The organism is Streptomyces sp. 378 (genome assembly GCF_030124145.1).
Taxonomy (GTDB): domain Bacteria; phylum Actinomycetota; class Actinomycetes; order Streptomycetales; family Streptomycetaceae; genus Streptomyces.
On record NZ_JASKMS010000024.1, the window covers coordinates 76,561 to 89,569 of the forward strand.

The 13,009-nt window shown below is 74.3% G+C and carries 8 protein-coding genes; 6 read left to right on the forward strand and 2 right to left on the reverse strand.

Annotated features, from left to right (window positions below):
- Positions 1-33 precede the first annotated feature (33 nt).
- From QNO09_RS27995 to QNO09_RS28015, 5 genes are all read left to right on the forward strand, one after another.
- Positions 34-2,295: a bifunctional glycosyltransferase/CDP-glycerol:glycerophosphate glycerophosphotransferase gene (locus QNO09_RS27995; RefSeq protein WP_283973028.1), complete on the forward strand. Its 2,262-nt coding sequence runs from the start codon at positions 34-36 to the stop codon at positions 2,293-2,295.
- 158 nt (positions 2,296-2,453) lie between these two features.
- Positions 2,454-4,664: a bifunctional glycosyltransferase/CDP-glycerol:glycerophosphate glycerophosphotransferase gene (locus tag QNO09_RS28000; RefSeq protein ID WP_283973029.1), complete on the forward strand. Its 2,211-nt coding sequence runs from the start codon at positions 2,454-2,456 to the stop codon at positions 4,662-4,664.
- A gap of 8 nt (positions 4,665-4,672) precedes the next feature.
- Positions 4,673-6,913 (forward strand): bifunctional glycosyltransferase/CDP-glycerol:glycerophosphate glycerophosphotransferase, encoded by a 2,241-nt coding sequence (locus QNO09_RS28005; protein WP_283973030.1) that lies wholly within the window; start codon positions 4,673-4,675, stop codon positions 6,911-6,913.
- Complete coding sequence (locus QNO09_RS28010) at positions 6,910-8,748, forward strand: arabinofuranosyltransferase AftB family protein (RefSeq protein WP_283973031.1); 1,839 nt, start codon at positions 6,910-6,912, stop codon at positions 8,746-8,748. Before QNO09_RS28005 ends, QNO09_RS28010 begins: the two co-directional genes overlap by 4 nt.
- 72 nt (positions 8,749-8,820) lie before the next feature.
- Positions 8,821-10,380 (forward strand): hypothetical protein, encoded by a 1,560-nt coding sequence (locus QNO09_RS28015; protein ID WP_283973032.1) that lies wholly within the window; start codon positions 8,821-8,823, stop codon positions 10,378-10,380.
- Between the two features lie 19 nt (positions 10,381-10,399).
- Here the strand turns inward: QNO09_RS28015 and QNO09_RS28020 are convergent, their stop codons facing one another.
- Positions 10,400-10,813, reverse strand: coding sequence for an organic hydroperoxide resistance protein (locus QNO09_RS28020; RefSeq protein WP_283973033.1), 414 nt, complete (start codon positions 10,811-10,813; stop codon positions 10,400-10,402).
- Positions 10,814-10,931: 118 nt separating this feature from the next.
- On the opposite strand from QNO09_RS28020, the gene QNO09_RS28025 reads away from it, so the two are divergent.
- Positions 10,932-11,420, forward strand: a complete 489-nt coding sequence (locus tag QNO09_RS28025) for a MarR family winged helix-turn-helix transcriptional regulator (protein ID WP_283973034.1) — start codon at positions 10,932-10,934, stop codon at positions 11,418-11,420.
- On the opposite strand, the gene QNO09_RS28030 is transcribed toward QNO09_RS28025, so the two are convergent.
- Entirely contained in the window at positions 11,350-12,900 is a 1,551-nt protein-coding gene (locus QNO09_RS28030; RefSeq protein ID WP_283973066.1) for a glycosyltransferase family 39 protein, read from the reverse strand. The two genes, QNO09_RS28025 and QNO09_RS28030, sit on opposite strands and share 71 nt — an antisense overlap.
- Between the last annotated feature and the right edge of the window lie 109 nt (positions 12,901-13,009).

A 13,009-nucleotide genomic window follows, 5' to 3' on the forward strand; every position in this document is an offset into this window, starting at 1 on the left:
GCCGAACGCCCGCGCCGACCGATGGATGGCCTCTTGCCCAGGTTCAGTGTCATTGTCCCCGCGTACCAGGTTCAGGCGTACCTGCACGAGTGCCTGGAGTCGGTGCTCTCCCAGTCCTGTCCCGATCTGGAACTGATCGTCGTCGACGACTGCTCGCCGGACGCGTGCGGCGCGATCACCGACGAGTTCGCCGCCCGCGACGCGCGCGTACGCCCCGTGCACCTGCCGGAGAACGTCGGACTGGGCCGCGCGAGAAACGCCGGCGTGGCGCACGCGAGCGGCGACTACCTGCTGTTTCTCGACGGCGACGACACCTTCACGCCCGACGCGCTGCGGTCGATCGCCGACCGGCTGAAGGAGACGGGCGAGCCGGACGTGCTGGTCTTCGACTACGCGCGCAGCTACTGGACGGGGGAGGCGATCCGCAACCAGGCGGCCCTGCAGCTGACCGAGCAGGGCCCGGCGCCGTTCCGCCTGGAGGACCGGCCGGGCCTGCTGCGGCTGCTGATGGTCGCCTGGAACAAGGCCTACCGGCGGGAGTTCGTCGAGCGGGAGGGGTTCGTCTTCCCGCCCGGCGTCTACGAGGACACGCCGTGGACCTATCCGGTGCTGATGACCGCCGAGTCGATCACGACCCTCGACCGGGTCTGCGTGCACTACCGGCAGCGGCGGCGGGGCAGCATCCTGCGCACCACCGGCGAACGGCACTTCGACGTCTTCGAGCAGTACGACCGGGTCTTCGCCTACCTCGACGAGCGCCCCGAACTGGCCCAGTGGCGCTCGGTGTTGTTCCGCCGCATGGTGCACCACCTGGCGATCGTGTACTCCCGGCGGGACCGGCTGCCCCCGGGCTCGCGCGCCGACTTCCTGCGCCGGGCCCGCGCCCACTACCGCCGTTACCGCACCCCGGGTGCCCCCATCCCCCTGCGCTGCCGGATCCACCACGTGCTGATCCGCTTCGGCCTGCACCGCACCTACCGCACCCTCCAGTTCGCGTCGGCCGGGCACCGCGCCGCCGCCAAGGCCGTCGGGAAACTGGCGCGGGGCCTGCGGTCGGCCGCCCTCAGGACCCACTACCGCGTCCAGCGCTGCCTGCCGCTGCGTGCCGACCGTGCCGTCTTCGCCGCGTACGAGGGACGCGGCCACGGTTGCAACCCGGGCGCGCTGGAGGCCGCGTTCCGCGAGTTCGCGCCGCACGTCCGCACGTCCTGGATCGCCCGCCGCGAGCACCACCACACGATCCCGCCCGGCCCGCGCCGCCTCGTCCCCGGGACGGCCGCCTACTGGACGGCGCTCGCCCGCTCCCGGTACCTGGTCAGCAACACCGGCTTCGACGACCGTCTGGCCAAGCGCCGGGGCCAGGTCCTGATCCAGACCGGGCACGGCACCCCGCTGGGGCACATCGGCCTCGACCTCCAGGAGCGCCCCGCGGCGGCCCGCGGCCGGGACTTCGCACGGCTGCTGAAGGACGTCGACCGCTGGGACTACGTGCTGTCCGCCAACCGCCACACCACACTGACCCACGAACGCGTCCACCCCGGCCGCTACACCACGCTGGAGTACGGCTACCCCCGCAACGACGTGTTCCGGACGGCGACCCCGGCGGACGTGGCCCGGCTGCGCGCCTCCCTCGGCATCCCCCGGGGCGCGGTGGCGATCCTGTACGCGCCGACCCACCGCGCCTACCGCCGCTCCCAGCGCCACCCCCTCGACCTGCAGCGGATCGCGCGGCGCCTCGGCCCGCGCTTCGTCGTCCTGGCCCGCGCCCACCACGCCTACGACGCCCCGCTGACCACCACCTGCGGCCGGGTCGTCGACGTCAGCGACCATCCGAGCGTGGAGTCGCTCTGCCTGGCGTCGGACGCCCTGGTCACGGACTACTCGTCGCTGATGTTCGACTACGCCAACCTGGACCGGCCGATCGTGATCCACGCCGACGACTGGGAGGCGTACGACGCCGCCCGGGGCACGTACTTCGACGTGCGCGAGGCCCCGCCGGGCGCGGTCGCACGCGGTGAGGACGAGCTGATCGACATCTTCGCCACCGGTCACTGGCGCGGCTCCCGCTCGGCCCAGCTGCGGGCGGCGTTCCGCGAGCGGTTCTGCACCTGGGACGACGGCCGGGCCGCCGAGCGGGTGGTGCGCCGGGTGGTGCTCGGGGAGTCGGAGCTACCGCCGGTCGTGCCGCTCGGCGAGCGCCGTCCGGTGCCCTCGGCGGCGGCCTCGCTGGTCCGTGAGCCGCTCACCACGGTGTCACTGCCGGCCGGTCCCCTCGCCGTCACCGACAGCCTCTGACCACGGTTCTCACTCGGGGAGTCCGCTTGCCCTCCAGCCCGTCGCGGCCGACACCCAGCCGGCCGCCCTCCTGTCGTCCGTCCGGGCGGCCGGGACGCCCGCGCATCGCGTGAGACGGCCCGACTCCAGCAGACCCGCCTCCTGACAGAAAGAGCAGAATGCCCCGCTTCAGCATCGTCGTCCCGTCCCATGGGGTCGCGGGCCGGCTGTCCCTGGCGCTGGACTCGGTCCTCGCCCAGTCGTTCGGCGACTTCGAGCTGATCCCGGTGTGCGACGCACCCGACGCGCCGGCGGCGGACGTCGTCGCCGGGTACGCCGAGCGGGACTCCCGGGTGACGCCGGTGCACTCGCCGCCGTCGGCCGGTCTGGCCGGAGCGCGCAACGCCGGGCTGCGGTCGGCGGTCGGCGGCCATGTGCTGTTCCTCGACGGCGACGACGTCCTGGTCCCGGGGGCGCTGGCGGCGCTGGACGCCCGGCTGGCCGAGGCCGGTGACGCGGACGCCCCGGTGGACGTCCTGTACTTCGAGCACGAACGCACCCCCTGGTGGCAGGGCGAGCCGACCAACCCGGTCGCCCCCCTGCTGGCCAGGACGCCGGAGGGGGCCTTCTCGCCCGGCCGGGCCCCGTGGCTGACGGGCGTGGCACTGCCGGCGTGGAGCGCGGTCTACCGCCGGGCCTTCCTCACCGAGCAGGGCATCGCCTTCCCCGGGGACCACTTCACCGACGTCGGCTTCGGCGGTCTTGTCACCCTGCGGGCGGAGCGGGTGGCGGCGCTGCGCGCGGTCGTCGTCCGGCATCTGCTGCGCCGGCAGGGAAACCGCCTGAACCTCCCCGGCGAGCACCACACCGAGCTGCTCGACCAGACCGAGCTGGTGCTGACGCGGGCCGTGGAGCAGGGGCTTCCGGCGGACCGGCTGACGCCGCTGTTCGAGCAGCTCTTCGCCGCCGTGCTGAAGACGGCCGCCCGTCCGCGGCGGCTGGCGTCCGGCCGCCGCGCCTTCTTCCGGAGGGCGAGCGCGCTCTACCGGCGGCACCGGCCCGCCGGCCACCGGGCGCCCGGCGGGAGCCTCGGCGTCCAGCACCGGCTGCTCGCCTCCGGGTCGTACACGGCCTTCCACGCCCTGCGCGCCGCCAACCGGAGCGCGCTGCGGGCCACCGGGCTGCTCCCCCGCCCCCGAGGGCTGCGCACCCGGCTGCGGTACGCGGTGCACCTGCGCCTCCCGCTGGACCGGAACCTCGTCGTGTACTGCGCGTACTGGGGCCGCGGCTACGCCTGCAATCCGGCGGCGATCCACGCCAAGGCCCGCGAGCTCGCCCCGCACCTGCGCGCGGTGTTCCTGGTGGAGCCGGAGGCGGTGGGGAGCCTGCCGCCGGACGTGGAGTACGCGGTGATCGGCAGCCGGAAGTACTGGGAGGCGCTGGCCCGCGCCGGGTACCTGGTCAACAACGCCAACTTCGCGGACGCCGTGGTCAAGCGCCCCGGCAGCGTCCACCTCCAGACGCAGCACGGCACGCCGCTGAAGACGATGGGCGCCGACCAGGCGACCTACCCCGTGGTGGCCGCGGCGACCGGCAGCTTCGCCAGGCTGCTGGCCCGCGTGGACCGCTGGGACTACAACCTCACCTCCAACCGGCACTCCACCGAGATGTGGGAGCGGGCGTTCCCGAGCGCCCAGGAGACCCTCGAGTACGGCTATCCGCGCAACGACGTCTACTGCACGGCGTCCGCCGAGGACGTCACCCGCGTCCGCAAGGAACTGGGCGTCCCCGACGGCAAGAAGGCCCTGCTCTACGCGCCCACCCACCGCGACTACGCCACCGGCTTCGAGACGGGCCTGGACCTGGCGGAGTTCTGCGAGGCGATCGGCGACGACTACGTGGTGCTGCTGCGCGCCCACTACTTCTACGACCAGGGGTCGAGCAGGGGCGGCGGAAGGATCATCGACGTCACCGGGCACCGCTCGTCGGAGGACGTGTGCCTGGCCGCGGACGCGCTGATCACCGACTACTCGTCGATCATGTTCGACTACGCCAACCTGGACCGGCCGATCGTCGTGTACGCCGACGACTGGGACGTCTACCGGGAGACCCGCGGCGTCTACTTCGACCTGATGCGACAGCCGCCCGGCCGGGTGGCCCGTACGCCCGGGGAGCTGGCGGCCCTCTTCCGCGACGGCTCCTACGCCGACGCGTCCGCCGCGGCCCTGCGTGCCGCGTTCCGGGAGCGCTTCTGCCAGTTCGACGACGGGCGCGCCGCCGAACGTGTCGTGCGCCGGGTGCTGCTGGGGGAGCCGCCCGAGTCGATCCCGCCCGTGATCCCGCTCGCGGAGCGCACCCCGGCCCCCGCCGCCACCCTCGTGAGGAGCTGACCGAAGAAGTGCCCCGCTTCAGCATCATCGTCCCCGTCTACAAGGTGCAGGGCTTCCTGCGCGAGTGTCTCGACTCGGTGCTCGGCCAGTCCTACGGCGACTTCGAGGTGATCGCCGTCGACGACCGGTCGCCCGACGGCAGCGGCGCGATCCTCGACGAGTACGCCGCCCGCGACGCCCGGGTGCGGGTGCTGCACCTGCCCGAGAACGTCGGCCTGGGCCGGGCCCGCAACGCCGGTCTGGAACAGGCGGCCGGCGACTACGTCCTCTTCCTGGACAGCGACGACCTCTACACGCCGGGCCTGCTGGCCGCCGTCGCCGCACGCCTGGCGGTGACGGACGACCCGGACATCGTGGTCTTCGACCATGTGCGCACCCACTGGTGGGGCCGGGGCGGGCGCAGCGAGGCGGCGGACCTGCTGGCCTCGGCCGGCCTGGGGACGTTCGGCATCCGGGAGAGCCCGCGGTACCTGAAGCTGTTCCTGGTCGCCTGGAACAAGGCCTACCGGCGGGACTTCTTCCAGGAGCACGGTCTTCGGTACGCGGCGGGGCTGTACGAGGACGCGCCGGTCACCTACCGGTCGATGGTGCTGGCCGACCGCATCGCCTGTCTGGACCGGATCGGCGTGGAGTACCGGCAGCGCCGGCAGGGGGCGATCACCAAGACGCCGGGGCGTCGGCACTTCGACATCTTCCCGCAGTACGAGGGGCTGTTCGCGTTCCTGGAGCAGCGCTCCGACCTCGACTGGGCGCGGCCGTTGCTGCTGGAGCGGGCGCTGGACCACATGCTGTTCGTGCTGGCCCGCGAGGACCGGGTGCGGCCCGCGGACCGGGGCGACTTCTACCGGGAGATCCGTTCCTGCCACCGCCGTCACCTCCCGGTGGGCGGTTTCCCGCAGCCGGACGGCTGGCGCGGGGTCGAGATGCGGCTGCTGGCCTCGGCGCCCTACGCGTCGTACGCGGCGGTGCGCGGGCTGCGGGACCTGCGCGCGTCCGCCGTGGGCGGGCAGCGGCGGGTGGCGAGGAAGGCGTCGGAGACGGCCCTGCGCGGCTGGTACGCGGCCCAGTCGAAGCGCCCTCTGGATCCGCGTCTCGCCGTCTACTCGACGACCCACCACCGGGGTGTGTCCGGTGACCCCGCGGCGATCTACGAGAAGGCGCGCGAGATCGCCCCGCACATCCGGGGCGTGTGGGTGGTCCGGGAGGACGCGGTGGAGGCGCTGCCGCCCGGCGTGGACCACGTGACCCCGGGATCGCGGCGCTACCACGAGGTCATGGCGCGGGCCACGTTCTGGGTGAACGACGTCAACTGGCCCGGCACCCTGGCCAAGCGGCCCGGCAGCGTCCACCTCCACACCCACCAGGGCACCCCGCTCAAGTACATGGGCGCCGACCTGTTGACCAAGCCGGGCGCCCGGCACGGGTTCGACGTGCCGCAGATGCTGCGCCGGGCCGACCGCTGGGACTACAGCCTGGTCGCGGGGCGGTACGCGGAACGGGCCTGGGAGCGGGCCTATCCCTGCCACTTCACCTCGCTGCGGACCGGCAGCCCGCGCAACGACGTGCTGGTCGGCGCGGGGCCCGAGCGGGGCCGGGAGGTGCGCGAGCGGCTCGGCATCCCGGCCGGTGACACGGTCGTGCTGTACGCGCCGACCCGGCGCGACTACCGGCGGGGCGGCCATGTCGAGCGGTTCGACCCGGGCCGGTTCGCCGAGGACCTGGGCCCCGGGCACACCCTGGTCGTCCGGCTGCACCCGTCGCTGGCGTCGGGCGTCGCGCGGGGCCTCGGCCTGTCCGACCTGCACCGGCGGGGCGTGCTGGTGGACGCGACCGACGAGCCGCACGTCGAGGACGTGATGCTCGCCTCCGACGTGCTGGTCACCGACTACTCCGCCCTGATGTTCGACTACGTCCTGCTGGACCGGCCGATCGTCGTCCACGCCGACGACTGGGGCGCGTTCGCGGCCGCCCGGGGCGCCTACTTCGACATCACGGCCGACGCGCCGGGCCATGTGTCCCGCTCGTACCGGGAGCTGGCCTGGCTGTTCGCGTCCGGCACCTGGCAGGACGCGGAGGCGGCGCGGCTGCGCTCCGGCTTCCGGGAGCGCTACTGCGAGTTCGAGGACGGGCGGGCCGCCGAGCGGGTCGTCCGGCTGCTGATGCTGGGCGAGCGGGGTGGCGCGCTGCTGCCCGCGGCCCGCCGGACCGAGGGCGTCCGCACCCGACCCGAGGCGCTGATCGAGAGATGAGAACTCCCGCGACCCCCGAGGCCGCCCCCTCCCTGCCCGGCCAGCGGGCCGCCCCGGCCCGGCCGCCCGCCGCCGCCGAGCGGCTGCCGTGGGTGCGCGGGTGGCACGCGGCCCTGGTGGCCGTGCCCACGGCGGCCCTGTTCGTGCTGGGCTACCGGCGCCGGTGGATCTGTGACGACGGGCTCATCTACCTGCGCCCGGTGCGGCAGATCCTGGCGGGCAACGGGCCCGTGTTCAACGTCGGGGAGCGGGCGGAGAGTTCGACCGGCACCCTGTGGCAGTGGCTGCTGGTGCTCGCCACCCGGGTCACCGGGGAGGACCCCGCGTTCCTCGCGGTCGGTCTCGGTCTGGTGCTGAGCACGGCCGGGTTCGCGTGCGCCCTGCTCGCCACCTGCCGGCTGCACCGGGGCGCGGGGGCGCTGCTCCCGGCGGGCGTGTTCGTGCTGCTGGCCGTGCCGCCGTTCTGGTCGTACATGACCTCGGGTCTGGAGAGCGGCCTCGGCGCCTTCTGGACCGGCCTGTCGTGGTGGCTGCTGACGCGGACCCGGCGCGGCCAGGAGGCCCGGGAGACGTATTCGGCCGCCTTCGTGTTCGGGCTGGGTGCGCTGGTCCGCCCCGATCTGGCGGTGGTCACGGTGTGTTTCCTGGCGGCGCAGTGGTGGGTGCTGCGCCCCTCCCGGCGGGGCACGGCGGCGATGCTGGCCTCGGCGGGAGCGGTGCCGCTGGCGTACGAGGTGTTCCGGGCGGGGTACTACGGGATCCTGGTGCCGCTGCCCGCCATCGCCAAGGAGGCGAGTGCCAGTGACTGGAGCCGGGGCGCCGGGTATGTGCAGGAGACACTCGGGCCCTACTGGCTGTGGCCCGTCGTTCCCGTGCTCGGGGCGCTGGCGGTCCTGCTGGTGCGCCGGGCCCGGCGGCAGCGGCGGGAGCGCGCCCCGCACCGGGTCTCCCTCGCGGTGCTGCTGGCGCCGCTCGCGGCGGGTCTGCTGCTGGCCGGGTACGTCGTGCGGGTCGGCGGCGACTACATGCACGCCCGCATGATCCTTCCCGCCCTGCTCCTGCTGCTCCTGCCGGTGCTGGTCGTGCCCGCGACCAGGTTCACGGGCGTGGTGAGCGCGCTGCTGGCGGTGTGGCTGTGCGCGGCCGTCAGTCCGCTGCGGACGCCGTTCGACGTGCGCAGCACGCCCGGCTCGTTCAACGTGCGCAGCTCCGACGTGGAGGGCCTCGGCGACCACAACCCGGTGCGCACCGCCACCTGGGTGGACAACTGGCCCGCCCTGCCGGAGGGGCGCGCCATGCTGGCGCGGGCCGAGCGCGCGCCCGGGCCGACGCTGCTCTACTTCGACGCCGCGCGGCGGCTGCACGCCACACCGGCGCGCGCCGACTCGCCGTACCGGGTGGTGATCGTGGGACGTCACCTGGGAGTGACGGGGGCCGCGGCGCCGCTGGACGCCTACGTCAACGACGCCTGGGGGCTGGCCAGCCCGATCGGCGCGCATCTGGCGCTGGAGCGGTGGAGCTGGCCCGGGCACGAGAAGTTCCTGCGCAACCACTGGATCTTCGCCGAGTGGGCGGCGAAGCACCCGCCGCGGCGCGACCTGCTGCGGGCCGGGGCACCGAGGGAGGCGGTCGAGGCGGCCCGGGCCACGCTGGGCTGCGGGGAACTCGCCGAGCTGAGGGAGTCGGTGCGCGCGCCCCTCACCGCCGAGCGGTTCTGGCGGAACCTCACCGGGGCGGTCGAGCGGACGCGGTTCCGTTTCGCGCGCTGGCCGGCGGCGGCGCAGCAGGTGTTGTGCGACCGACCGGCAGGTGGGCGTAGCGGCCTCACCCGATGAAGTGACCCGAGGTCAGGGCGCGCGGAGGGGCGGGAACATTCGGCGCATGCCCCAGACCTCCTCCCCCCTCCTGTGAGCGCCCCGGTCCTCGTCCGGCGGGCCGTGCGCGGCGCGACGGCCCTGCGCGGCGGCCGTGCCGGGCGGCTCACCCCGTACCAGCTCTACGGCGCCCTGTTCTGGCTGGTGATGGCGCTGGCGTACTGGCGGATCCCGCTGTGCTGCGACGCCGGACAGCACGCGGCGGTCGTCGAGCGCCTGAAGGCCGATCTGCTGCACCCGGCCCACACCATGGCCGATCTGCCGGGTGAGGGCAGCCCGTACTACGGCCCGTACGCCGTCGCCCAGGGCGTGCTGGCGCGGTTGACGGGGCTGTCGGGCTGGGAGGTCGTGAAGCTCGCCGGGCCGGTGCACCTGCTGGTGCTGCTGACGGGGCTCGGCCGTTTCGTGCGGACCCTCACCGCGCGTCCCTGGGCGCCGGTGTGGGCGCTGCTGTGCATGACGCTGCTGTGGGGCACCGCGCGGATTCTGTGGAGCGGCTACCTCGGGCTGATGTCGATGACGACCAACCTGGGCTACCCGTCTGCGCTGGCGATCGGCCTGACGTTCTGGGCGTGGGCCTGGACGGGCAGCCGCGCGCGGGACGACGCCCCCGCCGTGCGGTTCGTCGGCCCGAGCGGAATCGGCGGCTGGTGGGGGTACGCCGGGATCGGCGCCCTGTACGGGCTGATCCTGCTCACCCACCCCGTGACGGCGGCCTCCGCGCTCACCGGAGCGGTGGCGATCGTGGCGTCACGGCAGCGCGGCTGGCGCCGGCCGGTCGCGGCACGCTGGGCGCTCACCGCGGCGGCCTGCGCGACGGCGGCCCTGACCTGGCCGTACTACGACGTCCTGACGCTGGTGGGCGACACCGGCATGGACGCGATGCACCGGCAGCTCTACGAGAGGATGCTCGCCAACGCGTGGCTGGCGCTGCTCGGGCTGCCCGCGCTGTGGCGGCGGGCCCGCAGGTCCCCGCGTGATCCGCTGGTGTGGATGTTCCTGCTGGAGTGCCTGCTGGTGGCGTACGGCTGGGTGAGCGGGCACTACACGTACGCCCGGGCCCTGTGGGCCGTGCTGGTGCCGCTGCAGTTCGCGCTGGCGGTGGAGCTGGCGGCGCCGCGGCCCTGGAGCCGGGCCAGGCGGGTGCTGGGCGGGGCGGCGGTGGCCGGGGCGTGCGTCGGGTTCGTCACCGTGCACGCCGGGGCGGTCGTGCCGCGCTCGGTCGACCCGGTGGGGTTCACGCAGCCGACGCGCTGGCCGTCGTACGACTGGGCGGCGCGGCACATCGGGCCCGGCGAGGTCATGATCACCGACGGCTACTTCGCCTCTCACGCCATCGCCGGGTACGGGCCGAATCTGGCGGCTCCCATCTGGCCCGACCCGGCCCTGGACGAGCGGAGCCGGAAGCGCCGGGCGGCCGATGTCCGCGCCTATCTGGCCCCGGGTTCGACCCGCGCCGAGCGGTCCGCCGTCGTCCGCCGCTATCACGTGCGCTGGCTGCTGCTGACGCGCTGGCACCCGGTGCCCGAGGAGGCCGTGGTGGTGGCGTGGAGCAGACGGACGGGGGAGGTGCTGGCGCGGGTCGGGGAGTGATCTCCGCGGGCCCGCGGGGTCACTCGATGACGAGGTCGACCTCGATGTTGCCGCGGGTGGCGTTGGAGTACGGGCAGACCTGGTGGGCCTGGTCGACCAGCTTGCGGCCGGTCGCCTCGTCCACGCTGTCGGGCAGCTCCACGCGGAGCGTGACGGCGAGGCCGAATCCCTCGCCCTGCTTGCCTATGGAGACCTCGGCGGTCACGGCGGCGTCACTGACGTCGACCTTGGCCTGGCGGCCGACGAGGCCGAGGGCGCTGCCGAAGCAGGCGGCGTAACCGGCGGCGAAGAGCTGCTCGGGGTTGGTGCCCTGGCCGTTGCCGCCCATCGCCTGGGGCACGCCCAGGGCGAGGTCCAGCACGCCGTCGGAGCTGACGGCGCGGCCGTCGCGGCCGTGGGTGGCGGTGGCGACAGCGGTGTAGAGCGCGTCCATGGAAGACCTTCCCTCTCATGTCATGGTGCGGCGGCCCGCTTCCGGGCCGCCCGACACCCAGGATTAGAGCACACAATTAAGTTGTACGCAATTGAATGGCGCAAGCTACCCTGGAGGCATGAACGCGCCCGACGACGACTGGCTCCGCCTGGACCAGCAGATCTGCTTCTCCCTGCACGCGGCCTCCCGCGCCTTCAACGGCGTCTACCGCCAGATCCTCAAGGACCTCGGGCTCACCTACCCGCAGTACCTGGTGATGCTGGTGCTCTGGGAGCACGACGAGCTGCCCGTGAAGAAGCTCGGCGAGCACCTGCGGCTCGACTCGGGCACGCTGTCGCCGCTGCTCAAGCGGCTGGAGGCGGCCGGTCTGGTGCGCCGGGAGCGCAGCGCGCGCGACGAGCGGTCGGTGGAGGTGCGGCTGACCGGGGAGGGTGTCGCCCTGCGTGGGCGGGCACTTCAGGTGCCGCGCCGGATCGCCGCCTCGACCGGCTTCGACCCCGGCGAGATCCGCGCCCTGCGCGCCCGCCTCGACGAGCTCACCACCGCCCTGGACGCGGCCGCGCTCGCGGAGCCGCAGGGCGGCTCACCGGCAGGCGGGCCGTCGTAGCGGCACCGGGCGGCACGCCGGGCGGCTCGTCCGCCGGCTGCCGCCGGACGTGCAGGCGGAGCACCACGCCGTCCCGGGCGTGTTCCTCCCGGACGGCGAACTCCTCCCTCAGCACGGCGAGTTTGGCGCGCTCGACCGGGTCGGCCGGGGACCAGCGCGGATCCAGCGCGTACGGCTCGGAGACGACCCAGACGCGGTCCACCGAGGCGAGCCGCCGGCGCAGCTCCCCGGGGGTCGCCTCCCGGCCCCACAGCGTCCCGGAGCGGGGGGCGGACTCCCGCAGCGCGATGTCCCGCGTCCGCCGGAACCCCTTCGGGTAGGCCAGTGCGGCGAGCCTGCCGACCGACGGCACGAACAGCACCGGGTCACCGGGCCGCAGCTGCCGGGCGGCGAGCGCGGAGACCACCGCGAGGTTGTCCGGGCGGTGGGCGGCGGCACGGTCCTGGCGATGCACGGGCAACTGGCTCAGGAAGGTGGCGACCAGGGCGAGGACACCGGCGACCCCCAGCAGGGCGTGCACCCGCCGACCGCCGACCCGCATCCGCCGCCCGTCGAACCGCACCCGTCCCAGAGCCCGGGCCACCCGCCCGGCCCCGGCCGCGATCAGCAGGGACGCACCCGCCAGCGCGTAGAGCACATACCGGTCGTGGTAGAGCGGCCGGACCTGCGACACGGTCATCAGGATCGCCGGCGGCACCAGCAGCAGCGGCAGCGCGACCGCCGCCGTCCGCCGCTCCCACAGCCCCACGGCCGACAGCAGCAGCGACCCCCAGAACACCGGCCCCGCCGGGCCGGGGACGAAGTTCCCGGCCAGCCTCTCCACCCGGTCCCACCCCGGCGCCACCAGCCACGCCACCTGCCCGGACTGCCCCTGCGACACCCACACCAGCGGCACCAGCAGCAGCGCCACCGCCACCGCCGCCCGCCCCCAGCCGGACCAGACCCCCTTCGGGGCCCGCAGCAGGGCCAGCGTCACCGCGTGCGCGCACAGCACCGGAACCGCCAGCTCGTGCAGCGCACAGGTCAGGCCGACGACCGCCCCGTACGGCCCCCAACCCCGGCCACCCACCCCGTCCACAGCCCTCAGGAGCAGCAGCGTCGAGGCCGCCACGCCCGCCGCGACGAGCGCGTACGACCGTCCCTCCTGGGCGTAGTGGCCGGCCATCGGCGTGATCGCCCAGAGGACACCGGCCCACAGACCGACCCGGGGCCCGGCCAGCCGGACGCCCAGGGCCGCGACCAGACCTGCCGTCGCCGTGGCCGCGCACACCGACGGCAGGCGCAGCACGACCTCGCCGGGATGGACGGTGAGGACGGCGTGCATGAACAGGTAGTAGAGGCCGTGCACCGCGTCCACGTCGTGCAGCAGCCGCCAGATCTGCGGGACCGTGCGCTGCGCGACCTGGAAGGTGACACTCTCGTCGCCCCACATGCCCCCGCGGTCCAGCCCCCACAGCCCGATCCCGAGCATCACCGCCATGGGCACCGCCACGGGCACCACACCCGCGCCGAACCGGCCGCTCCCCCTCGACTGTCCGCTCATCACGGCCCGATTCTGTGTCGCTTGAGACCAGTTAGCCGGGTTCTAT